Origin of the sequence: Caldisphaera sp. (assembly GCF_023256325.1) — an archaeon.
In the GTDB taxonomy this organism is placed as follows: domain Archaea; phylum Thermoproteota; class Thermoprotei_A; order Sulfolobales; family Acidilobaceae; genus Caldisphaera.
Genome location: NZ_JAGDXI010000048.1, coordinates 1 through 23,731 on the forward strand (window position 1 = coordinate 1; position 23,731 = coordinate 23,731).

24 protein-coding genes are annotated in these 23,731 nt (G+C 29.3%); 10 read left to right on the plus strand and 14 right to left on the minus strand.

Features of this window, described 5'->3' with window-relative positions:
* Positions 1-135: 135 nt before the first annotated feature.
* The gene (locus Q0C16_RS07170; protein WP_292320834.1) at positions 136-519 is read right to left on the minus strand and encodes an Sjogren's syndrome/scleroderma autoantigen 1 family protein; all 384 of its coding nucleotides are present in this window, start codon (positions 517-519) and stop codon (positions 136-138) included.
* A gap of 127 nt (positions 520-646) precedes the next feature.
* Between Q0C16_RS07170 and Q0C16_RS07175 the strand changes: the two genes are divergently transcribed.
* Positions 647-1,831, plus strand: a complete 1,185-nt coding sequence (locus tag Q0C16_RS07175; protein ID WP_292320835.1) for an MFS transporter — start codon at positions 647-649, stop codon at positions 1,829-1,831.
* Positions 1,832-1,841: 10 nt separating this feature from the next.
* Here Q0C16_RS07175 and Q0C16_RS07180 read toward each other — a convergent pair whose 3' ends face one another.
* From Q0C16_RS07180 to Q0C16_RS07190, 3 genes are read right to left on the minus strand one after another with little or no spacing between them, the layout of a single operon-like run.
* Positions 1,842-2,135 (minus strand): MoaD/ThiS family protein, encoded by a 294-nt coding sequence (locus Q0C16_RS07180; protein WP_292320836.1) that lies wholly within the window; start codon positions 2,133-2,135, stop codon positions 1,842-1,844.
* Between the two features lie 10 nt (positions 2,136-2,145).
* Positions 2,146-2,430 (minus strand): MoaD/ThiS family protein, encoded by a 285-nt coding sequence (locus tag Q0C16_RS07185; RefSeq protein ID WP_292320838.1) that lies wholly within the window; start codon positions 2,428-2,430, stop codon positions 2,146-2,148.
* 20 nt (positions 2,431-2,450) lie between these two features.
* On the minus strand, positions 2,451-4,328 hold the full coding sequence (locus tag Q0C16_RS07190; protein ID WP_292320840.1) for an aldehyde ferredoxin oxidoreductase family protein: 1,878 nt from the start codon (positions 4,326-4,328) through the stop codon (positions 2,451-2,453).
* 143 nt (positions 4,329-4,471) lie between these two features.
* Here Q0C16_RS07190 and Q0C16_RS07195 point away from each other — a divergent pair, with 143 nt between their 5' ends.
* Positions 4,472-5,761 (plus strand): MFS transporter, encoded by a 1,290-nt coding sequence (locus tag Q0C16_RS07195; RefSeq protein ID WP_367117930.1) that lies wholly within the window; start codon positions 4,472-4,474, stop codon positions 5,759-5,761.
* Between the two features lie 41 nt (positions 5,762-5,802).
* Here Q0C16_RS07195 and Q0C16_RS07200 read toward each other — a convergent pair whose 3' ends face one another.
* From Q0C16_RS07200 to Q0C16_RS07210, 3 genes are read right to left on the minus strand one after another with little or no spacing between them, the layout of a single operon-like run.
* Entirely contained in the window at positions 5,803-6,570 is a 768-nt protein-coding gene (locus tag Q0C16_RS07200) for an ABC transporter permease (protein WP_292320844.1), read from the minus strand.
* Positions 6,557-7,498: an ABC transporter ATP-binding protein gene (locus Q0C16_RS07205; RefSeq protein ID WP_292320846.1), complete on the minus strand. Its 942-nt coding sequence runs from the start codon at positions 7,496-7,498 to the stop codon at positions 6,557-6,559. Before Q0C16_RS07205 ends, Q0C16_RS07200 begins: the two co-directional genes overlap by 14 nt.
* A gap of 20 nt (positions 7,499-7,518) precedes the next feature.
* On the minus strand, positions 7,519-8,262 hold the full coding sequence (locus Q0C16_RS07210; protein WP_292320847.1) for a creatininase family protein: 744 nt from the start codon (positions 8,260-8,262) through the stop codon (positions 7,519-7,521).
* A 147-nt stretch (positions 8,263-8,409) separates the two neighbouring features.
* Here Q0C16_RS07210 and Q0C16_RS07215 point away from each other — a divergent pair, with 147 nt between their 5' ends.
* The 4 genes from Q0C16_RS07215 (at position 8,410) to Q0C16_RS07230 (ending at position 11,902) form a co-directional block, all read left to right on the plus strand.
* On the plus strand, positions 8,410-9,174 hold the full coding sequence (locus Q0C16_RS07215; protein ID WP_292320849.1) for a hypothetical protein: 765 nt from the start codon (positions 8,410-8,412) through the stop codon (positions 9,172-9,174).
* Positions 9,175-9,234: 60 nt separating this feature from the next.
* Positions 9,235-9,540 (plus strand): winged helix-turn-helix domain-containing protein, encoded by a 306-nt coding sequence (locus tag Q0C16_RS07220; protein ID WP_292320850.1) that lies wholly within the window; start codon positions 9,235-9,237, stop codon positions 9,538-9,540.
* Positions 9,534-9,827, plus strand: a complete 294-nt coding sequence (locus Q0C16_RS07225; protein ID WP_292320852.1) for a hypothetical protein — start codon at positions 9,534-9,536, stop codon at positions 9,825-9,827. Before Q0C16_RS07220 ends, Q0C16_RS07225 begins: the two co-directional genes overlap by 7 nt.
* Positions 9,828-10,282: 455 nt before the next feature.
* The gene (locus tag Q0C16_RS07230; RefSeq protein WP_292320854.1) at positions 10,283-11,902 is read left to right on the plus strand and encodes an acyl-CoA synthetase; all 1,620 of its coding nucleotides are present in this window, start codon (positions 10,283-10,285) and stop codon (positions 11,900-11,902) included.
* A gap of 372 nt (positions 11,903-12,274) precedes the next feature.
* Here Q0C16_RS07230 and Q0C16_RS07235 read toward each other — a convergent pair whose 3' ends face one another.
* Positions 12,275-12,931 (minus strand): glycosyltransferase family 2 protein, encoded by a 657-nt coding sequence (locus tag Q0C16_RS07235; protein ID WP_292320856.1) that lies wholly within the window; start codon positions 12,929-12,931, stop codon positions 12,275-12,277.
* Between the two features lie 138 nt (positions 12,932-13,069).
* On the opposite strand from Q0C16_RS07235, the gene Q0C16_RS07240 reads away from it, so the two are divergent.
* A complete protein-coding gene (locus tag Q0C16_RS07240; protein WP_292320858.1) occupies positions 13,070-15,562 on the plus strand; it encodes a hypothetical protein in 2,493 nt (830 codons plus the stop codon).
* 26 nt (positions 15,563-15,588) lie between these two features.
* Here the strand turns inward: Q0C16_RS07240 and eno are convergent, their stop codons facing one another.
* Positions 15,589-16,878 (minus strand): phosphopyruvate hydratase, encoded by a 1,290-nt coding sequence (gene eno, locus Q0C16_RS07245; RefSeq protein ID WP_292320859.1) that lies wholly within the window; start codon positions 16,876-16,878, stop codon positions 15,589-15,591.
* Positions 16,879-17,099: 221 nt separating this feature from the next.
* Here eno and malQ point away from each other — a divergent pair, with 221 nt between their 5' ends.
* The 3 genes from malQ to Q0C16_RS07260 all read left to right on the plus strand — a co-directional run bounded on the left by malQ (position 17,100) and on the right by Q0C16_RS07260 (position 19,362).
* Positions 17,100-18,557, plus strand: coding sequence for a 4-alpha-glucanotransferase (gene malQ / locus Q0C16_RS07250; protein WP_292320861.1), 1,458 nt, complete (start codon positions 17,100-17,102; stop codon positions 18,555-18,557).
* Between the two features lie 82 nt (positions 18,558-18,639).
* Entirely contained in the window at positions 18,640-18,765 is a 126-nt protein-coding gene (locus Q0C16_RS07255) for a hypothetical protein (protein WP_292320863.1), read from the plus strand.
* Positions 18,766-19,059: 294 nt separating this feature from the next.
* Positions 19,060-19,362 carry a chromatin protein Cren7 gene (locus Q0C16_RS07260; protein WP_292320864.1) on the plus strand — a complete coding sequence of 101 codons (303 nt, stop codon included), beginning with the start codon at positions 19,060-19,062 and terminating at the stop codon, positions 19,360-19,362.
* Between the two features lie 455 nt (positions 19,363-19,817).
* Here the strand turns inward: Q0C16_RS07260 and Q0C16_RS07265 are convergent, their stop codons facing one another.
* The 5 genes from Q0C16_RS07265 to Q0C16_RS07285 form a co-directional block, all read right to left on the minus strand.
* Positions 19,818-20,768, minus strand: a complete 951-nt coding sequence (locus tag Q0C16_RS07265) for a (Fe-S)-binding protein (RefSeq protein WP_292320867.1) — start codon at positions 20,766-20,768, stop codon at positions 19,818-19,820.
* A 4-nt stretch (positions 20,769-20,772) separates the two neighbouring features.
* A complete protein-coding gene (locus tag Q0C16_RS07270; protein ID WP_292320868.1) occupies positions 20,773-21,099 on the minus strand; it encodes a (Fe-S)-binding protein in 327 nt (108 codons plus the stop codon).
* The gene (locus Q0C16_RS07275; protein ID WP_292320869.1) at positions 21,100-22,530 is read right to left on the minus strand and encodes an FAD-linked oxidase C-terminal domain-containing protein; all 1,431 of its coding nucleotides are present in this window, start codon (positions 22,528-22,530) and stop codon (positions 21,100-21,102) included.
* Between the two features lie 71 nt (positions 22,531-22,601).
* Complete coding sequence (locus tag Q0C16_RS07280; RefSeq protein WP_292320871.1) at positions 22,602-23,087, minus strand: GNAT family N-acetyltransferase; 486 nt, start codon at positions 23,085-23,087, stop codon at positions 22,602-22,604.
* Positions 23,088-23,089: 2 nt separating this feature from the next.
* On the minus strand, positions 23,090-23,566 hold the full coding sequence (locus Q0C16_RS07285) for a GNAT family N-acetyltransferase (RefSeq protein ID WP_292320873.1): 477 nt from the start codon (positions 23,564-23,566) through the stop codon (positions 23,090-23,092).
* Positions 23,567-23,731: the final 165 nt, after the last annotated feature.

Sequence of the window (23,731 nt, forward strand, 5' to 3'; positions counted from 1 at the left end):
GGCATTAGAAGATATAAACAGGTTTGGAATTATATTATATAAAGAAACGTAATAATTTGAATCTCCAACTTTTAAAACAGGAGAAAGTCTTAAGAAAATTGCATTATAGCTAAATCATTTAAATTTTAAATTAAATTATTTCTTTCCTTCATTTTTGTTTTTAGTATCATCTTTTTGTTTTCTTAATGTCATAATTCTTTCGACATATTCAATTATTTTTAATAAATCAATTATATCGTTCATATCGTCTTTATTTAGCATTTCTCTTATTTTTATAGAAACATAGTATTCAACAGACCTTAATGTTTCATCAATTTCTATATCCTTAATTTCTTCTTCGCTCTCAACAACATAGACTTTCCCATGGACTGGACATAATATATCTCCTTTTTTTGTTTTGAACAGAGGCAATCCGCATACAGGACAAGTTTTATCTAACATTGAAGCTCCTTGAGATAAAAGCGATGCCATCTTTTTTACAACTTCAGGATCATTTCTTAAATCTTGTTTATTATTCATTTCAATCCCTATTAATAATAATTTTTTAAAAATAAAATATTCCTATGAAATCCTAATTATAATTATATATAAATAATTTATATGTAAGCTTTTATTTTTTTCAGTTATAGTGTTTCTGGCGATGGATATGAGTAATGCAAAAAAGTTAAATAATGCAATAGTGACGATAGCTATAGTTATTATTTTAATTACGTTCGGAGCTAGAGCCTCTAATAATATGATTGGTACAACTATGCCGCTGCTAGCTAAAGAATACTTTAATTATAATAATACTGAGATTGGACTACTAGCAACTGTTTTTATGGGATTCATGTTCATAATGAGTAACTTTATCAATACTAAAATAAAAAGTAAGACGAGGAGAAAACTTTTTATATTGTCAAGCATTGTATATACTATAACATTTTTATTTTTCTATATTTCAAACAGCATAATGATATGGCCTGTCGCAGCACTATCAGGCTTTTCAATAGGCGCTTTAATGCCTAACTTAATTACTTCTGCAGGGCTTTTTGATGACAGAAAATTAAGAGAAAGAATGCTTGCAATTTATTCTCTTTCCTTAAGCACATCTCTATTAATTGGACCTGCAATAGAAAGTATAATACTAAGATATTATACAATACAACAATCTTTCCTATTTTTTGCAATAATTGCTAGCGTCGTCCCCTTATTATCACCTTTTTTAAAGTTTCCAGAAACTGAACATGAATTAGGGTCAGATTCTTCTCTTAAAAATATTGTTAGAAATAATGGGTTTAAAGTCGCGCTCCTTAATAATTTAACTTATCAAGTTCCTTTCGCTTTTATTATTACGTTTGATGGCATATATGCTAAAACTGTATTTCATGCTAGTAACTCTATTGCTATATTGCTTTATTCATTATTTTTTATAACATCGTTTTTAGGAAGATTATTCTTAGCTGCAAAACCGGTTACTAATATTAAGTTTTTGATAGATTTATCGGTACTCTTAACAATAATAGGACTCTTAGTTGCCTGGATTTCGCCTAATATTTATGTATTTATAATAGCTCTGTTAATTTTAGGAATACCTCATGGATTTACTTATACTTTAAGCATAGTAACATTATCAAGGACTTTCGACGTAAAGTTAAGAAATGCAGCTAATAGTTACTTTTTCTCTACAATGTCATTAATAGGAGCTATTCTTCCTTCTATACTAGGAATTTTAGTTGATGTAACAAGTTTAAGATGGGGATTTATTGCTATATTGCCAATAATTATTGCTGTATTTTATTTCACAGAAATGTACGCAAGACAAGTCAAAGAATTAAAAATGTACATATAATTTTTATAGTTTATTGAATAAAAATTCCTCCTCCAGCAGGTGGTACAATAGCTACTGTATCGCCATCTTTTAATATTAAATTTAAGCCTTCATTAATATATCTGTATTCTCTTCCATTAACTAATATAGATAAATTATCCAATAGCTTTCCATTGTTTATTATTTGGTTTTTTATTTCAGGATGTTTATCGATAATATAATTTATTACATCGATTAGTTTTGGTTCAAAGTCAAAATCTACTATATTTTCAAAGTGTTTTGTAATTAAGTAAAGGGTTCCCAATGTGAGAATTTTTATTTTCATTTTTAGACCCTTATAAAGCAAAATATGCTAAAGGGGAAAATATTATTTGATCATTTTCATTTAGTTTTGTATTTAGATTTTCAAAAAATTCAGCCCTTCTTCCATTTATTAATATCATGTTAGGATACTTGATACTATTTTCATTTAATAGTTTTTCTTTAAATCCCTTTTTTATGTTTTTATCTATATAATCTATCAAATCAATCAACGTGAATTTATCTGGAATGTCCAAATTTAGTTCAAATTTACCAATATATTTATAATAGTCTAAAATGAATCTCACCTTAATTTTCACTTTTTCACCCATAAAAATAATTACCTATTTAAAAATTCTTCCAAATCTAGTTTCCTTATTATTTCTTCGGTTGGAATTCCGTTGTCCCATTTTCTTAATTTATAGTATTCTGGCAAAAAGAAGTCAAGCCATTCTTTTCCTGTATGACCCTTGGCTGGTCCTTCTGGTAAAGATTCCTCCAAAAGCCTCTTGGGCAAGGTGTCTTTATATTCTCCTTCTTTTACATCGAATAACCTCTCTGCATTATAAATCCTTTCACCAGTTGTCATAAGTTCATTTTCTGTCATATCTTCCCAGCCAGTTATTGCCTTTAAAACTTCTAAATAGTCTGATGGTCCTGTACCAAAAACGTTGAACTTGCATATTACCAAGGAGTCAACTATTGTGAACCAATCTTGCTGTTCTTTTACTCCTTTTACTTTCTTTATATCTTTAGCTAATGGATCCCACTTTTCAGGAGAACCTATCATATCAAAAGCCACGCTATAAGACCTTAAATGGCATCCTCCTCTATTAGCTGTTGCGTAGCTTAATGACATGCTGTTTAATGCTCTCGGATCATAAGCGGGTAACTCTAAACCTTTTACATGTATTGCTACATCAGGTCTTCCAAAATGTTCAGCTAATCTCTTAGCTCCTTCCGCAACCAAATCTCCTATCTTATTTCTATATGCTGCAAGATAGATTAATTGTATTATTGCATCCTTATTTCCCCAACTTGGTTCAATACCGCTCATATTAATCAATTCAATAAGTTCTTTTTCTTTATCTTTATCTAACTTACCTTGCTTAGCTAATTCATATAATTCCATAAGTGTTGAAACAGTGTTTCCAAAACTTATTGTATCAAAACCCATATCATTTTCTAAGTAATTCATTTTTATAATTGATGATATATCGTCAATTAGAAGATTAGCGCCATGGGCCCAAGTACTTTCATATTCAGGCCCTTCTGATATAGGTGTCTTATAAGGACCTTCAGGAACTTCTGTTACTCTTGAACATTGGATTGTGCACCCCCAACAACCTTTTCTCGTTTTTAAGTAAGATTCTGCTAAGTGCTCCCCACTTATGTCAAATGCTTTATCATAAATTCCATGAGTCCAATTTTTTGTTGGCAAGCCACCAAGAGCATTTGTCATGTTCATTAAAACTAAAGTACCTAATTGTGTTAATGCTTGTGAAACAGGATTTCCCATAATTTTATCTGTTAATTTTTTAGCTTCACTAATGAATTTTTTGGAATCGTACATTTCTTTCAATAAATTTCTCTTACCATAAACCCAAATAGCTTTTAATTTCTTGTCTCCAAGTACTGCCCCTAATCCAGTTCTTCCAGCTGCTCTATATCTATCATTCATTATAGCAGCTATCTTCGATTTATTTTCGCCGGCCGGTCCAATTGATAATATGCTACCTATAGTTTCGCTAGAAATTTTTACTTTTTCTCTTATTATTTTCTCTGTATGATGTACACCTTTCCCCCATAAGCTTGATGCATCATTAAATTTAATATCGCCATCTTCAATTCTAAGCCATATTGGGTAATCGCTTTTACCTTCTATTATTAATCCATCAAAACCTGAAAATCTTAGCCATGGACCAAAGTCTCCACCACTATTAGCATCACCTAAAAAACCTGTAAGCGGACTTTTTCCTACTACATGATATCTACCAGTTTCAAATGCTCCTGTACCAGTGAGGGGCCCAGTTAATATGTAAATTTTATTTTCTTTATCAAAAGGGTCTATACCTTTTGGTATTTCTTTTAATGCTAAATATGTACCAAGTCCTCTACCTCCAATAAACTTTCTTAATAATTTATCATCAATTTTTACTTCTTTCCAATTATGATCTGATAGGTTAATTCTAGCTAACTTGAATTCCAAGAACCTCACCGTTTATCTATATAATGGTGTTCACAAGTTTATATATTTATGTGTACAATACAAAAAAGTTTATAAGAAAAACTTTTTTACTACTGATAGTAGTAAAAAACAGGGTGAAATTGTTGTCAGATCTGATAAAAACAATTGATAATATGAAATGGAATAGAACAGTTTCATTGACATTTCTTTCTTTGGCAATTGGGTTCTTTATGTGGGGCATAATTACAACAATAGGTATATTAACTTATCCTGCCTACAATAATATTTATTATTTAATTTATGTTTCGGCAGTTCCATTAATAGGTGATTTGCTACTATCAAGGTTATCTGATATTTCTCTAGGAAGAAAAACAACATTTTTCATTACTATGTTTTTATACTCTTTAGGATCTATAATTTTTATAATTAATTCTGCCTTTTTAAATGAAAACATCTACATAACTTTGTTTGCATATACTATTGCAACTATAGGAGTTGAGGGAGAAGTACCTGTTGCTTTGTCATTAATTGCGGAACTTTTTCCTCTTAGATATAGAGAAAAGATGTTAATTATTCTACCTAACTTTGATAATATAGGAGCTGCGGTAGCAGCATTAATCGCATTTCTAACATACTACATGAGCTCATCCTTTGTGGTACAAGAAATTTCAATGGGTATTGTTGCATTAATAGGTGCGATAGTTGCAATAATAGTAAGGCTAACATTACCAGAATCGATTAGATGGCTGGTTGTGAAAGGTAATATAAATAAGGCTAAAAATGAAATAAATAAGATAAAAACAGACAATACATATACAGAAAGTGCATCAACATATAATATATCAAAAACAGTAGGATTAGGATATAGGTATGCCTTCTTAGTATTAATAGGACTTTCACAATATTTAACCTATGGACTTATGGCTTATATTATCGCAGATTATTATTTCAAAGGTTTAGACTTAATTCTTGTTGTATTTTATGCCAACCTTGGGGCTTCAATCGCTGGTTTAATTGCTATGCTAATAGTTGATAGACTAGGTTCAAGAAGATTCGCTCTTCTATCGTATTTTGGTGGTTTTTTAACTATGATTCCAATAATGTTTTTCGTTGTTATGTTTAATAAGTATGTTACAATGTTTTATGTATTGTTATTTTTAAATATGATGTTCAGTGAGTTAGGATGGGCTGTAAGAACTGTTTATGAGCCAACATTAATGCCTACAGCGTCCAGAGCCTTTATGATAGGTCTTGTTAGATTGCCAATAATAGTTGCTTATACTCTTTCAATATACTTAACATCGTCATTTAGCGAACTAGGTTTTATAGTTTATAATATGATTTTGTGGGGAATAGGAGCTTTATCTTCAGGTATTTGGTATATAAAAGGTTTTGATACAAATAAAGTACCTCTAGAAAAAATTACTGGAGAAGAGAAAGTTTTAATAAAAGAAACCCAATGATTAAGTGATAAAAATTTTATTTTACAAAGGTTTTTATTTAATTATTCGAACTTAATTTCAGATCTCATATAAGATTTTCTAGCAATGTAAATTAGCAGTAATGAAAGTGATGCAAGAAATATCATTTCATATAAATCAATTATTTTTACTTTGTTAAGAAATCCATCTCTCATTACATTTGCTATATAAGTTAAAGGATTTACATAGAATAAGTATAACAATGGTCTCGGTAATGAAATAGCAGGATAAAACACTGTTGATGCAAAATTTATAAAGAATATTATCAATATTTGTATACTATTATATGCATTTTGAGATTTAATATAGGAAGCCAGAATAAGCATTAAAGATCCGAATAGCAAAGATCCAATGATTAATGTTAGTATCATTATTATAACTCCTATGGTTGTAAAGTCAAGACCAGGTATCAATAAATATGAAATTACTAGCAATATCGCATTTCCCATAATCGCGAAAACTACCGAGCTCAATATGAGACCCAATAGATAATCAGTTCTTGTAAAAGGCATTGCTAAAATTTGAGCTAATGAGCCCCATCTCCTATCAAACCATAGCATTGAACCCGAAGCCGTTCCAGCTATAAGCGTTTCATAGGCCAACATTCCAGGTGCTAAAAATTTTGCATAATTTACATAAGATAAACCTAGAGAAGATAGCATAGATCCATAACCATAGCTAAAAAATACTAAAAACATAGTGGGCATTCCAACCAATATAAGCCATGTGCCTGGATCACTATTAACTATTAAATTTCTTAAGATTAATCTAACTACCTTAGGATATGCCATTTTCTTCACCTATGACATTTAAAAATACGTCTTCCAAAGTCTTATCTCTAATATTAAGCCACTCTATTTTTCCATTAGATTGTTTGATTTTATCAATTACCATTTCTACAGTATCATAAGGGTTTTCTGTTAATATAATTAATCTATCATTAACTATTTTAATATTATCATGATTAATATTTAGTTTTTCTTTTATATCATTTAAATTTATATTTTTTATTTTAAATTCTACAGCTCTTTTTCCGCCATATTTAATTTTTAAATTATCTAATGTATCTATAGCTACTATTTTTCCTTTGTCTATTACTGCAATTCTATCGCATAAATACTCTGCTTCCTCTAGCATGTGAGTCGTGAATACAATTGTCAATCCTTTGTTAACCATCTTTTTTATATAGTTAAGTAAATTCCTTCTCATTATAACATCTAATCCAACCGTAGGTTCATCTAAAAACAGTATGTCCATATCATGCATAAATTCTCTTGCAATTTGTAGCCTTCTTCTTTCGCCACCTGATAAATCTATTGCATCCTTCTTTCTGAGATTTTTTAGATCAAAAATTTCCAAAAGTTCCTCAATTTTTTCTTTTCTCGTTTTTTTATTTAATCCCCATAACATGCCATATATATCTAAGTTCTTTTCAACCGTAGTAAATTCAATACTAGGTAATTGTTGTACTAATCCAATTCTACTTCTAATTTTTAACCCATCCTTTCTAACATCGTATCCTAAAATGTTAACTTTTCCTGAAGTCGGCAGAATTAAAGTTGTTAGTATTTTTATTGTAGTAGTTTTTCCAGCTCCATTTCTTCCAAGTAAACCAAAAACTTCACCTTTTTTAACCTCAAATGAAATACCTTCTAAAACATATTTTTTATTATCATAAGTGTGCTTTAAATTTTCTACTTCTACAACATTTTGTTGCATAGTTTGATACCTTTTGTAATTTAGTCCTTGTTTTTATTAGCTAATATTTCGTTTACTTCAATTATAATTTTTACAATATCATTTACGACACTTTCTAACCATTGTTTTCCTTTTTCTTTATCTGCTTTAGTTGGTCCACCTAATACAGCATCTGGATATAAATAATTTTCAATAATTGGAGATTGGATAGACACTTTAGGCAACCATTTTGGTGTGTAATCCTTTGCCTTATCAATATCTACATCCTCTTCTTCTAAATATAGCATTGCACTTGTTTCGTCGTCTCCTGCATGACCCGGTTGTGTAAATAATTTTTGTCTTGTTTCTTTACCAACATCTTTCCACCAATCAATTATTATGTAAGTTGCATTCATTTCATAAGCTGCATCTTTTGCAGCTATATTTAATAAGCTAGTATTTCCTCCATGACCATTTATAATTACTATCAATTTATATCCATTTCTTGCGATTTCTTTTAGTACGTTATATACATATAATCTAAACGCATTGCTCTCTATATTAATGGTTCCTGGGAATTTTGATAGGTATATCGAAGAACCATACCATATAGTCGGAAATAAATGACCATTTACTTTTTTTGCTACCTCCTCAGCTACGAATTGAGCTTCTACAGCATCTGTACCTAATGGTAGATGATCCCCATGTCTTTCAACAGAACCTATAGGAATAATAGCTATATGCTTTTCAATATTATCAAATTTATGACCGTTAAGTTTCCATACGTATTCCATTGTTTCTCCCATGTATATTTTACATTTTGGGCTATTAACCTTAACAACAATTTAAATTATTTATACATAATATAGCTATTTACAATTTGTATATAAATTATATGTAATTTTGAAAAACGAATTTTAAAATAAATTGATAAAGCATACTCGGTGAAAGCTATGGATGGAAAATTAATAGGAGTAACGGCTGTGGCTATAGTTTTTCTTATAGCTGCAGCATCATTGGGATATATGTATAGCTCTGTAACATCATCATATAACTCTTTGAAAAGCAAATATAATATTCTCAATCAAAACCTAACTCAAACAAAAAATGAAATTAATTCTTTATCAGGAGAGTTGAGCTCTCTAAATTCATCATATAATAACTTGCATAATGAATTCTTATCTCTAAATTCATCATATACATCTCTAAATTCAGCATATAAACAAATTATATCTCAGTATAATAATCAGCAGCCTAATGTAGTTCTTTCTTTAGCTATGAGCCACTGGAATGATATAGCAATAGAGAATGCATCATTAGTTATTCAGCAATATGCTCCAAATGCAGTTCTCCATTGGATAGGTGGACCACTAACAGGTAATTATACCGGTATACAGCAAATCAATGCAACGTGGAGTAAATTTAACAGTTTATATGAATATGTAGTTTGGTATTCATTAGTCCCTCCAACAGTTGTCGTCCATGGAACTAGTGCAATGGTGTATGCTCCCCTCCAATTTGTCGTATTTCCATTCCCAACATCAAGTAATCCAACACCTCATGAATTAGTATTAAACGTTACAGAAGAACTTTATTATAGCTATAATTCATCAATAACTAATTGGCAGCTAAGTAATGAATATTGGATAGTACACCCAATACCAATAAGTGATGTTGCACCTGGTTATACTGGATCAGTATATAATGCAACATCATAAATCGTTAATAAAATTTTTATTTTTTCTTTTTTATAGGTTGATAGCGGTGCAAAATAATATATGCAATTTAAAAGTGAAGATCACCTTTTTTGGTGGATATTTGTTGGATCTAAGGGAGGCAAGATGAGATTGAAAATTATAAAATTAATTATGGATCAAGGTCCTTTAAATGCAAATCAATTATCAAAAATTTTAAACGTCAATTATAGAACGATTATGCATCATCTCAATGTATTAACAGAAAATAACTTAATTATTTCTGAAGGTCCAAGATATGGGCAAATTTATTCAGCTTCTAAATTTTTGATGCAAAATAAATCACTCTTAAATAAGATTATATGCGAAACTGGTGAAATAAAATGTTAAAGCCATTATCTTTTTGGAGTTTTGAAATAGCAATAGCATTGATAAGTATTGTATTTACTTATTATATATTTTCATTTTATTATAAAAATTCGAAAAATATGAAATCACAATTTTTATCAAAACTTGCTTTATTTAGTGGTATATTTTTTGTTCAAACAATATTTACTGCAATTTCATCAATATTTTTGTCCATGAAATATAACGAAACCGTAGCAATACCAATGCTTATTATTAGTTCACTGGAATTAATCGGTTTCTTAGTACTGTTTAAATTAGTTAGATATTGAATTTCCCGTATTCACTGAAGAGTAATAAAGTTTAATTTAAGGATTCATTGTTTTATTATTGATTCAGCATAAAACTTTGGTTTGATAATGTGTGAGAGGTCTCAACTATTTTAGGTTGTATAAAGCATTTAAACTATGAAATTTTAAAATACAGTGAAGAATAAGATAGGGTCTCTAAATAGCAATTAAGGATTTGTACTATATATAATACATGTCTCTGAGTCCTTATGGATTTCTAAAAATATGCGTTAAATTTAAAATAGTGTAGTTAGGCTAAAACTAGCTTACATTTTAAACAAGGATAAATGAAGAAGTGTATAAGCAAGGCCAAAAGTTGTAAAATTATGAAAACAAGACTGTAAATCGCTAACCAATAAATGCTTTCTGATAATTTAATATATTATTCTTGGCAATACTTTTTACCTACTGATAGCCTAATTCACTGTGGTGGGAAAATGGTAGCATATAAAGACCTTGTTAGTCACTTTTCATGGAATGAAGCGTATAGTTTTCTAGGAATGAATGAATACCGAAGCATGAATATTTATGATATAGTTGCAAACAAAGTAAAAGAAACTGACGAATTAGCCGCTTTAAGAGTGAATTCTAATTGGGAAAAAAGTACTATGACATGGTCAGAGCTCTTAGACAAATCTTCTAGGCTTGCTAATTATATGAAAGCTTTAGGGATAAATAAAGGTGATGTTATACCAGTATTGGCATCAAAAAAGTTAGAGCAGCTAATAATTATGCTAGCAGTTTGGAAACTAGGAGCTATTTATCAGCCTCTTTTTACTGCATTTGGACCAAAGGCAATAGAAATAAGAACGGGGGATATAAAGCCGAAATTAATTTTTGTTCAAAATGATCAATGCGAAAAAATTAAGGAAGTAAAAACTGCGCCTAATAATATTATTAGTTTTCCAGACAAGTGTTCAAATACAATTGGATTTGATGATACGCTATCTGGTGAAAAATTAAACACATCAAGTCCTCAAGGAATGAATGATCAGATAATACTTCTATATACAAGCGGGACAACTGGTTTACCTAAAGGTGCCATGATAAACAAGAGGCTTTTATTAAATACTTATCTTTATATGAAATATGGGATAGGTCTAAGCGAGAATGACAGATTTTTCAATGGAGCTGATTCAGGATGGGCTTACGGCTTATATTATGGACCATTAGGATCAATGTTATTTGGAAAAACGACATATATTTTTGATGCCCCATTTAATCCGGAGACTTTTCTTAAATTTTTAGAAGAATTTAAGATAACAAATTTTGCTTTTGCTCCTACAGCTTATAGGATGATTATGGGCTCTATTAAAGATCCTAAGAAATATGATTTAAAATTGAGCAGGGTCAGCTCAGCAGGAGAACCCCTTAATCCTGAAGTTATAAGATGGTTTATGAAAAATTTTGGCATCCCTATTAAGGATCATTATGGACAAACAGAGGTTGGTATGATCATATATAACGGCTGGGGTTATGATGCTGAACTGAGAATAGGAAGTGCTGGATTACCCGCGCCTGGCTATGAAGTCAAAGTGATTGGAGAAAATAATGAGGGAATAATAGCAGTTAATTCGCGTAGCGAAGGATTTCAATTTATGGGCTATCTTAATGCACCAGAAAAAACAAAGAAATCATTTATTGATGATTATTATTTAACTGGAGATGAAGCAAAAATAGACTCCGATGGTTATTTTTGGTTTGTTGGAAGAGTTGATGATGTAGTAAAAGTCTCAGGTTACAGGGTTGGACCATTTGAGGTTGAAAGTGTTTTGATAGAACATCCAGCCGTATTGGAGTCTGCTGTCGTTGGAATAGAAGATAAGACTAGAGGACATATTTTAAGGGCATATGTTGTTTTGAAAAAAGGATACAAACAGACCGATGAATTAAAAACAGAATTGATAAATTTTGTGAAAACTAAATATTCAAAACATGTTCATTTAGAAGATATAGAGTTTGTTGAGACTCTTCCCAAAACTGAAAGCGGGAAAATACAAAGATTTAAACTAAAAGATATAGACAAGGGAAAAGAAGAATTTAAAAAGAATTTATAAAAAAGAAACATTTATTTTCTGTAATATCGTATTTACTTCTTCTATTCATTAAATATTGTATTTTTAACTTTGTAGGAATTAAGAATTAGGATTCTTTTCCTTATTGTAAGATATAGCTTTTTTTTAGAAATGTTTTTACCATTGTTTGAAACAGTGATAATTTGATTATGGTTGATAGAACTAAGTCATATTTCAAAACTTAAGAAATTAAAGTCTTTGAAGTAACATCTCTTAATTCTCTTCTCAAAACATTATAAATCTGTCCCATCGATTGATATGTTCCACTGGCGAAAAGAGATCAAGGTGGTCATAGAATGGGAATCCTTAATAATAAGTTGGAAATGATCTAAGAAAGATTAAAGTCTATTATCATTAACTATAATATATTAAATAGCCTATTAATGATTTAAATGTTGAATAAAATGCTTTCATATTAGCCTTTAGTTTACCACCAATTCTTGGATTGCTTCTTCTTGGTGGAGGCGAGTATATTATTTGACAAATCTTACATCTTTTTTTATTTAAAAATAATAAAAATTCTAAACCAAAGGTTTCACCTAATTTTGGATTGAAGTCTTTTAAACAGTCCTTAGAATAAACTCTAAAATTTGAATAAATATCATCTACATTTAAGATTTTTTTAAATATTTTTGTTGAAATTTTTTCTGAAATTCTTGGCAAATTATTTCTCGACGCAATTAATACGCCGCACTTATTATTGATAAACTCATTAATCATTGTAGGTATCAATTCTGGAGGATTTTCAAGATCAGCATCAATAGTAACCATAATGTTGCTAACTGAATTCAACATACCATACCAAAGTCCAATAGTTTGACCTTCCCTTTTCTTTATAATTGTCTTATCAGAAAGTCTTTTAGCAATTTTTGCAGTATTATCACTTGAAGAATCATCTACAACTATTATATATGAATTTAAATTCAGAGATCTTATTTTCTTAATTAATTTATCAATATATTCTTCTTCATTATATGTTGTTGTTATTACAGAAACTTTGGTAAGCTCCATGTTTAATTCCCCCATTAAAATTTATTTTTATCTCATCTTTATATTAATATGGTGGTATAAATAAAGTATAATAATGAAAATAATAACCAAGATTATGAATTAGAAAGAGCTTTGATTCTAATATTATCTATAAATATAATGGGATTTGCAGTCTATTATTATCTTACTATGGTTCCATATAGTTACTTTGGCTCTTACAAGGGTTGGCCTATTTATATACAATCTCCTCCTTTATGGATGCTCATTACATATTTATTTCTGGTTATAATTTCAATAATTGCAGTTTTTATAAGTACTAATGCTTATGTAAAAAAAATTAAACTAATTCAACTGTTAACTCTATTTGCTATCGTATCTTTAGTTTTAACAATAGGAATATTATATATGTCCTCATTTAAGATAATCTATACTTTGGTTGGAGGATATTCAGATTCTTACATAATTCAGATTAGTGCAGCAAAGACACTTCTTAAATTTCAAAATCCTTATTCGTCAAGTTATTTACAATACTTAATTCTTAAAGAATCTTATCCTTATTATACATATATCTTTAAATATCCTTATGGTTATGCTAATAACAAAATAATTGGCTTTGTATCTTCTTATGATTACCTTGGATTTGCTATGATTTATTACATACCAAAAGTTATATTTAACATACCAAAAAGCCTTTATGACGCCATAATATATGCCTCAGCCTTGCTTTTAGTTTATAGAAAAATGAAAGAGCCATATAAAAGTCTATTTCCTTTAATTTTAGCAAGTGCTTCATTTATTTTTATTGGAGAACCAGTATTATTTAGCCCAATAGTAGGTTGGATAGCTCTTGTTATGGTAGCTATAGCATATAGTGACCATCCATTGCTATCAGGTTTTTTGTTTGGATTAGCAGTATCATATAGAGAAACTGCAGGCGTTTTCTTTATATTTTATTTAGTAGCATTATATTACGAAAAATACGACATAAAAAAAATATTTTATGGATTTTTAATATCGGTACTATTAGTTAATTTACCCTTTCTCATACTTAGCCCCAATGAATTTGTAAAAGGAGCATTATTACCTTTAACCTTTAATTTAATGCCAATAGGTGCAGGTTTATCAACATTGACACAATATGGAATTTACTTGCCTAAGATTTTTTATACAGTTCTATTTTTAAGTATTATAGGAATTGGATTATTGGTTTATGCTAAATATTACTCAAAACTAAAATATGCAGGTTTAGTTTTACCTGCTATAGCTTTTTTATTTTATTACAGACCTATGCCATTTTATTATATGTGGTTCCCTCTTTTTGCTTTAATAGCATACTCAACTTCAATAAATGGAAAAAAATTGGCAAAAAATGTAAAATATAAAATCGATATTAATTGGTTTATAATGACCTATGAACTATTAATTATGTCATTAATTTTGTTTTTAACAAGATATGTTTCCAATATTTCAAGTATTATATTGATTAGTGGGTTTGTTGGCTTGGCTTCTATATCAATAGTATCTTATCTATTTGAAGTTAGTAATCTAAGACAATACTATAGACCTAAATATATTACATATATTATTTTAGCATCATTAATTATAGTAGGAGCATTTTCATCACTGTTTACTCCACAGCTATCAATATATATATCTTCAAAAGCATACCAATCATCTCAAAATTTGATTATAGAATTAGCATCATTAAATATAATTAAATTTCACAATCCTTATAATGTAAATTACTATTACGATATTTTAAAAAATCCATCGTTCGGTTATTTATCTGAAACAATTCCATACAACAACACTCTAATAAACATAACTAAAATCGATCCTCAAAAGGATTTTTCTATGTATTTTAATTTTAAAACAAGATCCTGGAATAACATTACGGTTTACAATTTTTTGCCAGGACTAGCACTATTATATATACCAGCAAATCTCCTTTCATTAACTCCTTACACATATTCTAGTATAATATATGCGATAACTTTTTCACTATTAGGATATTTTATTTATAAACATAAAGAAATTAATTTATTTTTAATATCGATTTTAATGGGATTCTTCATTGCTATATTATACTTTTCATTTAATGCGATGTTAACTTTAATTCTATCGTTTTTAATTCTATCATTATTACTAGCGAAATACAGTCCAATGTTGTCGGGTATATTTTTTAGTTTGTCAATTCTAACTTATCCTGATTTGTTACTATCGATGCCATTTTACGTTATATTTATTTATTATAATTATAGATTAAAATTTAAAAAATTTTTTATATCATTTTTGATAACGTCTTTATCAATAATATTTGCATTTTATTTGACATCTAATAATTTTATTTATTACTCTTTTATGCAGCTAATTTATTATACAAAATCAGACATCAATTTAGGATTATTGCTAAATTTAAATACTCAGATTTTATTAATTATAGGTATTATAGTAACAATAGTATTATCAATCTATTATTATAATAATTTTAACAGACTAAAAGAATTTGGCCTTTTACTTCCTATATTTGTTACTTTATTGCTGCCTTCTTTATCTTTAGGATTAGTAGCAATATTTGTTATCATAGCTTTTATATCGCATTTTTTAGTAGAACAAAAATCTGAGATATATCAAACGAAATACACGTTATAAATATATGATTAATGCTTTCTAATGAATTAGGATCTTATAAATGGTTCAATTCCTAAATACCTACTTGATGGCCCTAATTGATCTTCTATTTCTATTAATCTATTATATTTGGATAACCTTTCGCTTCTAGCTGGCGCTCCAGTTTTAATTATGCCTGAGCCTATGGCAACAGCTAAGTCTGCGATAAATGAATCTTCAGTATCTCCGCTTCTATGACTAATTACTGGTATTATACCGTTTTCTTTAGCAATTCTAACATAATCTAACGTTTCAGTTAGTGTTCCTACCTGATTTACTTTAACCAAGGCTCCATTAGTTGCCTTCATTTCTATTCCTTTTGTTAAATATTTTGTATTAGTTGCGTAGAGATCATCTCCTACTATTAAAACTTTATTACCTATCTTGTTTGTAATATTGTGGAAAGAATCAAACTCTTCTTCGTAAAATGGATCTTCAAGATATATTATATTAAACTCTTTCACTAAAGACACATAATAATCAAGTAATTCATCTGAAGTAAATTCTTTTCCATCTACCCTATATAATTTTTTATTAATGTCATAAAACTCAGAAGAGGCTGCATCCATGCCTAAATGAAAATCATTACCTAGATCATAACCAGATCTTTTAATGGCCGTTTCTATTAAATCAAAGGCTTCCCTTGATTCATTTAGTGGAGGCGCATATCCACCTTCGTCCCCCACATTAGTAGCTGATTTTCCATATTTTTCACTTATTACATTTTTTAAAGTTTTATAAACTTCTACAGATATCCTCATAGCTTCTACAAAAGATTTAGCCCCAGTAGGTATAAGAATAAATTCCTGAAATGCCAAATTATTTCCGGCATGAACTCCTCCATTTATTATATTAAGGATTGGAGTGGGCAAAATCCTTGAACCTGGGCCACCTAAATATTCGTAGAGTTCTAACCCTGATGTACTTGATGCCGCTTTTGCAACTGCCACACTTATTGCAGTTGTCGTGTTACCTCCTAATGATGATTTGTTTTTTGTACCATCAAGAACTATGAGAAGCGAATCTATTAATGATTGATTTCTAGAATCTAAATTAATTAATTTTTGAGCAATTTCTCCATTAAGCTTTGATAAAGCAATATTAACGCCTAGCCCATTCCATTTGCTTCCTCCATCTCTTAACTCTATTGCCTCTTTTGAGCTTTTGCTGGCACCACTTGGAGCAATTCCTATACCTAAACCTTTTCTTGTCTTTACAATTGCCTTTATTGTAGGATTACCTCTTGAATCTAAAGCTAAAACACCTTTTACTTCATTAATTAAAAAATCATTTTCCATATTTTCACCAGATACACTGGCTGCAAATGAGTTTAATAAATATTCTATTACTAGCTTACATGCATTTTATCTAAAAAATTCTTATCAACAACTATATGGTTTATAAAAATTATTATACTGTACTTTATAATAAAACGTTTGTAAAATATTTAATTGAATTACTATAATTATTTGATTTGATAAAAGCTGAATGCAATAAAAATTAAAAAATTGGTGATAAAATGAAAAGATCAAGTGGGGTACTGCTACCCGTTTTTTCGCTCCCTGGGGAACTAGGGATAGGCGATCTAGGAATATCAGCTTATGAATTTATAGATTTTTTGAAACAAGCCGGACAAAGCTTTTGGGAGGTCTTACCAATAAATCCAGTGGATCCACTTTATGATAATTCTCCATATAGCCCATTATCGTCATTTGCAGGAAATACTTTATTTATAAATGTATCATTACTAAAAGAACACGTTTTCTTTGAAAATATTTCAAAATCAAGCAATTTAATAAATTATGATGATGTTAAGAAAATGAAATATCACTACTTTATGGATGTTTATAGATCATTTAAAAAAGAGGATGATTATTATAAATTTATTGAAGAGAACAAGGATTGGATATACGATTATGCCTTATTTATATCAATAAGGAATTATATTGGGAAAAGTCTATACGATTGGCCTTATGAAATAAAGACAAGAAATAAAGACAAACTAAAATATTATCAAGAAAAATTAAAAAAAGAAATTGATTTCCAAATTTTCCTACAATATATTTTTTACAAGCAATGGTATAATCTAAAAAAATATGCGAATAAAAAAGGCATAAAAATAATAGGAGATTTACCGATTTACGTCAACTATGATTCAGCTGATGTTTGGTCTCATCCAGAATATTTCATGCTAGATGAAAAATTAAATCCATTATATGTTTCTGGAGTTCCTCCAGACTTCTTTAGTAAAACAGGTCAACTCTGGGGTAATCCAATATTTAATTGGGATAAAATAAAAGAAGAAAATTTCAGATGGTGGATAGATAGATTTATCCATACTAAGAAGTTATATGATGTTATTAGATTGGATCATTTTAGAGGATATGTAGCTTATTGGGAAGTACCTTTTGGAGAAGAAACAGCGATCAATGGAAAATGGGTTAAAGGGCCTGGAGAAGAATTATTTAAGGAATTATTGAAAAAAATTAATGATCCCGATATAATAGCCGAAGATCTTGGCCTAATTACGCCCGATGTAATAGAATTAAGGGATCGTTTCAATTTTCCTGGTATGAAAGTTCTTCAATTTGCCTTTGATGGAAATCCAAGTAATAATTATAAACCACATAACTATAATAATAAGAATTGCATAGTATTTACAGGGACTCATGATAACAATACAACAATAGGGTGGTTTCAAGAGTCAGGAAAAAAACAGAAAATGGACTTTATAAAATATATCGGTGGGAATTTATCAGAAAAAATTAATTGGGCTTTCATAAGGCTGGCAATGAGCTCTATATGTGATGTTTCTATAATTCCTATGCAAGATGTTTTAGGATTGGGTAAAGAGTCCAGAATAAATACTCCTGGAACTATAGGGAAAAATTGGAAATGGAAATTATCTTCTAATTATTATAGCAAGAGCATATCCAAAAGATTATTAGAATATACTGAAACATATGGAAGAATTTAAAATATTTTCTTTACAGATAGTCATTATAAACTCATGATAAATGAAAGATAGGCCAATCTTTTAGAGTGTGAAGGAGGTCAAAATGACTCAATTCTATGATAAACCTTGGTTATCCTTTATCAGTAAAACAGTTTTATCAAGGGGGAAATCTTGTTATGTATTAAGAAGAGAAGCACAGAAGGTATATTATAAGACTTTAATTCCTTAAGTTTCAGAATATAACTTAGTTTAATTCTTTATTATATAATAGTCTCTATTTTAGAATATAAAAACATTTCTATGAATCATAAATATCATATTTTGCAACGGGAATTCACTACCTTGGCTTCTATAAAATTAAATTTTCAATTGAGAATCAAATGAAAAATTAGTTAAAGTTTATCGTGTTCTGAAATCTCATGAACTTAGCTCATAATAAAAAATCAAATATGCTATGTCGAGATAACGATAAATCTAATACCTTATAAATCCTCTGTGATAACTGTTATAGCGGTGAAGCTGTTTGCCAAAAAAGAAAGCAGAGGATCCATTCAAGTGTCCAAGATGTGGTAATAGAGTCAGTGAACCAGAAAAAACGTGGACGGTTGTATCCCCTATTCCTGATAAATATGGGAGGGTTTCTATAACAATTATGGGTTCATTCAAGTGTCCAAATTGTGGATATTCATGGAAATCTGTGATTAAAAAGATGAAAAGCGGTGAAGGTGAAGAAGAACAGCTCCCAGCTAATAATGAACCAGGAGAAACTATTGAAATAGATTTATCAGATCTTGACAAAATAGATGAAAATAGTCCTCCTGAGTAATTTTGATAAATTAAAGAAAAATCTTATCTTTTTAAGCCTATGCAGACTTTTAATGTCTGTTGTAAAAATAAATTAGATAATGCTGAAAATGAAATGGAATATACTTTTCTAGAAAGCTAGATATCATCTACTACTTAAAAATTAAAAAACGTTGAAATTTCTCCCCTTAGATCAAATTTAATTATGAGTATTTGAAGTTTTACTCGACCTAAGGTAGGAATAAGAGTAGTTCTTATTAAAGGTTATTTCCTTTAATACACCAAGAACACTTGCTCTTCAAAACACGAAAGAGGTCATATGATTATATTTAAGTCATACTAAGACTTTATAATTTTGTAATAAATTTTAAGTATTTGATTTGATAAATTAAAAGCAAATATATAGCCATAATTTATATAATAATATAATTATTTTTAAATTTTATAATAATAAAAGAAATAGTTTTTATCTATAAATTAAAATTTAGATAAAATCTCCGCTATATCGATTAACTTTACATTACTTGGTTTTACTCTACTCAAGTTTGCTTTGCAAATTGGACACATGGTAATAATAAAATTCGATTCTGAAATAAGTTGATTCATCCTCATTTTAGCAATATCGATTGAAAATTTAGGAGAAAAAGATTCTAAAGGCCCTCCACAACAAAAAGTGTTTTTACCTGATCTTTTAGCTTCATTAATTTTTATTCCCATAGATTTAAGAAGTTTTCTGGGTTGATCTATTATATTTTCATATCTTGAATAATAGCACGGATCATGTATTGTAACAATTAAATTACCTAGTTTTTCTGCATTTATATTAGCTTTATCTAGTAATTCTAAATAATTTATAACTTCTATATCAAATTTATCAACATATCTTGGATAACCTTCTCTCAAGACATGTGTTGTATGTGGATCTACAGTTATTACCCTCCTAACATTTTTTAATTTAAATTTCTCAAAAACTCTGTGGGCATGTATTGAAAAATAGTCATCCATACCAAAATCGTAAAGCAAAACACCACTGTAAATATCGTCTTCATATAGATAAGAAATACCTTTAACATGATTTTGTAAAATTTTTGCTATATTTTTTAGAATTAACTCACTTTCATTTATTTCTTTAATATTAGGTTTAATTATTGAGGATAAATAATAAGGTGAAATACTAACGATTTTTTTCACCAGATTTATTAGCGAGTTGCCAGCTGATAATTCTGAAATTAATTCCAAATATTTTACTGTATAATTGATATAAGGGATTAGCTGATATAGAGCTCCAGTGTAGATATATGTATCTCCATTGCTTGGTAACTTTAAGGGTTCAGCCCATTTAAATAAAGCATCTTTATTCACTGGAACTGGATATCCAGTTTTTAATGTTATCTCGGCTAGCAAATCCATTATATCTTTGGCATCCATATAATCACCTTTCCCTTATTATAATTTTCTTTTTAATGCTTTGTTTGTTATAATTATTGATAATAGCCCTCACTTCTCTTACTGCTCTACCAATATCTATTTTAGCAGGGCATACCAAATTGCACGCATTACATAAAAGACATGAATATATGCTTGATAGTACTTCTTCTGTTATTGTATTGTTTTTTAAAATTTCTTTAATTAAATTAACCCTACCTCTAGGTCCGTAACCCCTATGCGGACCTAGACTTATTGTTGGACAAACAGACTCACAAAAACCACAATACATGCATCTATTTACTTCATCAAACAGCATTATATCGTTTATCAATTAAAGCACCTTTCCAGGATTTAAAATGCCTTTTGGATCAAAAATTGATTTAATCGATCTCATTATACTCAGTTCCTTTGATGAATTATAGTAATTCATTTCCATAACTAAACCTTCTTTCTTTAAAATTCCTATCCCATGCTCAGCACTAATACTTCCATTAAGTTCTAGAGCAATTCTCATAACTTCATTATACCATTTGATAACTTTATCTTTTGTGCTTTCATCTGTTGGGTCATACACTACACTCGGGTGTATATTACCATCTCCTATATGGCCTCCTATGCTCACTTGCAATCCATATTTAATTCCTAAGTCTCTTACCTTATTAACAGCTTCTATGATTTTAGAAGGAGGCACTACAATATCTTCTATAAATACTTGCAATTTTTTGTTTGCACCATATATAACTTGTCCCATAGAAACTTGAGCTGCGAACAAATTCCTTCTAATCTTGAATAAACCCATTTCTTCGGCTTCTTCTTGATTCAATGAAGTGATAATTTTATTCGCATTATGTTTGCTTAACTTGTTTTCTAAAAATTTCTTAATTTTATCTGTTGACTCTTTTGTTGTATCTATGCTAATAAGAAGCATGTTTCCTTCTGGTGTGAAATTCAATTCAATACCTTTAGATGCCATTTCTACTGTTTTGCTATCCATAAATTCTGCAATATAAGGCTGGATTCCACTTGATTTTATTTCAATAAACGCGTTAAGAAGGTCGCTTAAGTCATTAAATAATGCCAAAGAAGTCACTATGCTTTCAGGTATTGGTGTTAGCCTTAATACTGCCTCCGTTACTAATGCTAATGTACCCTCGCTACCAATTATAAGTCTTGTTAAATCATATCCTTTCCTACATTTAACTGTTTTGCACCCAACGAAAAGAGTAGTACCGTTTTCATCAGCTAATACTATTTGTAGTCCGTTTACCCAGTCTTTCATAGTTCCATATTTTGCTCCTTTAAGTCCTCCTGCTCCATTATTAATTGCTCCTCCTATTGTAGCTACGGATTGGCTAGCAGGATCAATAGGAAACATATATCCGCTTTTTTCTAAATTTATGTTTAATTCATCTATTCTGATTCCTGGTTCAACTATAGCTATGCTATCTGTTATATTTAATTCTTTGATTTTATTCATTCTTTCAAAGCTTACTATTACCCCTTCTTTTAAAGGGGCAGCATTTCCTGATAAGCTGCTTGAACTTCCCTGGGCATAAATAGGAACTTCATATTTATATGCAAGGCTTAGAATTTTTGATACATCATCATTATTTTCAGGAAATACAACAGTTTTAGCTTTTCCTTCTATGCCAGAAGGTTCTCTTGAATAAAGCTTTAATATAATATCGTCCATTAAAATTTTATTGCTGTTAATCGATGATTCAAGTTCATTTATAAAGTTTTTAATATTTCCTTCGTTCATTCTCTCCCTTGATTATAAAACAAAATAAAAATTAATATGTGTTTATTAATTATACATATAGTCTTAAAAAATCATATACAAGTTTTGTATTTTTCTTTGTTTAATGGTATAAAGCCTTGTTTATCGTAAAAGTTGTCTGCAATATCGTTTCCTGCAGGATAAATTGCCGTAATAATACCTGCACCTTTTAATTTTGCATATTCAATAGCTTTTTGCAAAAGAGTTACTCCCAATTTTTTCCTTCTATATATCGGCTTTACATAGAAATCTGTTATTTCAGCTTTAATCCTAGGCTCATAGAAGAGCCTATCTATTATAATAAATCGTATGATTCCTGCAATTGTTTTATCAATTTCGTCTTCGGCGACTAATAAAACAACTTTATCGTTGTTTATGGATTCTTTAACATAGTTGGTAACAACGTCATATATATTATTAACCACTTTAAAGTTAGCGTCCAATTCTTCATTCACACTTTTTAATCTCACAATCAATTCTACGACTTGATTTAAATCATTTTCATTAATTTCCCTGATATTAATTCTTTCAATTGACATGCTCACACCTCTTTAATATATGTTGTTGAATAAGGTCTAAAACCTAATTTTTTATATAAATCTGTTGCTATCCAATTTTGGACTGGGAATTCAACAGCTATGTATTTTATCCCACTTTTTGAAATTTCTTCTGATAGTTTTTGTATTAACATACTTGCAATGCCTGTTCTTCTCATCTGAGGCTTTACATAAAGTTCTTTTATTATTTCTATTTTGTTATTTATGAGCAATGGATTTTCATTTGTAACAGATTTAATATACCCAGATAAAACGTTATCATAATCTGCTACAAATACGTTAATATTGGTATTATTTATCATACTTTCAGCTATTTTAGTTGCGATTTCTTTTGCATTGGATACAATAGCCCAAGACGAATCGAATTCTTCATTAAACGCATAAAATCTATATACAAGTTCTGATAATGGTAATATATCATTTTTTGTCGGTCTTCTGATAACTATACCTGTGTCATACATTTTTAATCGCCTCAATCCCTATAATCTATCGAAGGTTTAGGAATATATTCTCTTTCCCACAGCAATTTAATTTTTTCTCTAGTATTTGAAATAATTTTTCTAGCCCTATCGAGTTCTTCTTTGTATGTTGTTGTTTTCCTAGCAAATCCCTGCTCAACAGCTTTA

What these genes read in the sequence shown, in the direction of transcription:
- Q0C16_RS07225 (WP_292320852.1), top strand. Translation starts at nt 9,534, where the DNA reads ATGTTAAAGCCATTATCTTTTTGGAGTTTTGAAATAGCAATAGCATTG.
- Q0C16_RS07200 (WP_292320844.1), bottom strand. Translation starts at nt 6,570, where the DNA reads ATGGCATATCCTAAGGTAGTTAGATTAATCTTAAGAAATTTAATAGTT.
- eno (WP_292320859.1), bottom strand. Translation starts at nt 16,878, where the DNA reads ATGGAAAATGATTTTTTAATTAATGAAGTAAAAGGTGTTTTAGCTTTA.
- Q0C16_RS07255 (WP_292320863.1), top strand. Translation starts at nt 18,640, where the DNA reads ATGACTCAATTCTATGATAAACCTTGGTTATCCTTTATCAGTAAAACA.
- Q0C16_RS07205 (WP_292320846.1), bottom strand. Translation starts at nt 7,498, where the DNA reads ATGCAACAAAATGTTGTAGAAGTAGAAAATTTAAAGCACACTTATGAT.
- Q0C16_RS07215 (WP_292320849.1), top strand. Translation starts at nt 8,410, where the DNA reads ATGGATGGAAAATTAATAGGAGTAACGGCTGTGGCTATAGTTTTTCTT.
- Q0C16_RS07265 (WP_292320867.1), bottom strand. Translation starts at nt 20,768, where the DNA reads ATGGATGCCAAAGATATAATGGATTTGCTAGCCGAGATAACATTAAAA.
- Q0C16_RS07195 (WP_367117930.1), top strand. Translation starts at nt 4,472, where the DNA reads ATGAAATGGAATAGAACAGTTTCATTGACATTTCTTTCTTTGGCAATT.
- Q0C16_RS07235 (WP_292320856.1), bottom strand. Translation starts at nt 12,931, where the DNA reads ATGGAGCTTACCAAAGTTTCTGTAATAACAACAACATATAATGAAGAA.
- Q0C16_RS07180 (WP_292320836.1), bottom strand. Translation starts at nt 2,135, where the DNA reads ATGAAAATAAAAATTCTCACATTGGGAACCCTTTACTTAATTACAAAA.
- Q0C16_RS07220 (WP_292320850.1), top strand. Translation starts at nt 9,235, where the DNA reads ATGCAATTTAAAAGTGAAGATCACCTTTTTTGGTGGATATTTGTTGGA.
- Q0C16_RS07170 (WP_292320834.1), bottom strand. Translation starts at nt 519, where the DNA reads ATGAATAATAAACAAGATTTAAGAAATGATCCTGAAGTTGTAAAAAAG.
- Q0C16_RS07175 (WP_292320835.1), top strand. Translation starts at nt 647, where the DNA reads ATGAGTAATGCAAAAAAGTTAAATAATGCAATAGTGACGATAGCTATA.
- Q0C16_RS07230 (WP_292320854.1), top strand. Translation starts at nt 10,283, where the DNA reads ATGGTAGCATATAAAGACCTTGTTAGTCACTTTTCATGGAATGAAGCG.
- Q0C16_RS07240 (WP_292320858.1), top strand. Translation starts at nt 13,070, where the DNA reads ATGGGATTTGCAGTCTATTATTATCTTACTATGGTTCCATATAGTTAC.
- Q0C16_RS07275 (WP_292320869.1), bottom strand. Translation starts at nt 22,530, where the DNA reads ATGAACGAAGGAAATATTAAAAACTTTATAAATGAACTTGAATCATCG.
- Q0C16_RS07285 (WP_292320873.1), bottom strand. Translation starts at nt 23,566, where the DNA reads ATGTATGACACAGGTATAGTTATCAGAAGACCGACAAAAAATGATATA.
- Q0C16_RS07280 (WP_292320871.1), bottom strand. Translation starts at nt 23,087, where the DNA reads ATGTCAATTGAAAGAATTAATATCAGGGAAATTAATGAAAATGATTTA.
- malQ (WP_292320861.1), top strand. Translation starts at nt 17,100, where the DNA reads ATGAAAAGATCAAGTGGGGTACTGCTACCCGTTTTTTCGCTCCCTGGG.
- Q0C16_RS07210 (WP_292320847.1), bottom strand. Translation starts at nt 8,262, where the DNA reads ATGGGAGAAACAATGGAATACGTATGGAAACTTAACGGTCATAAATTT.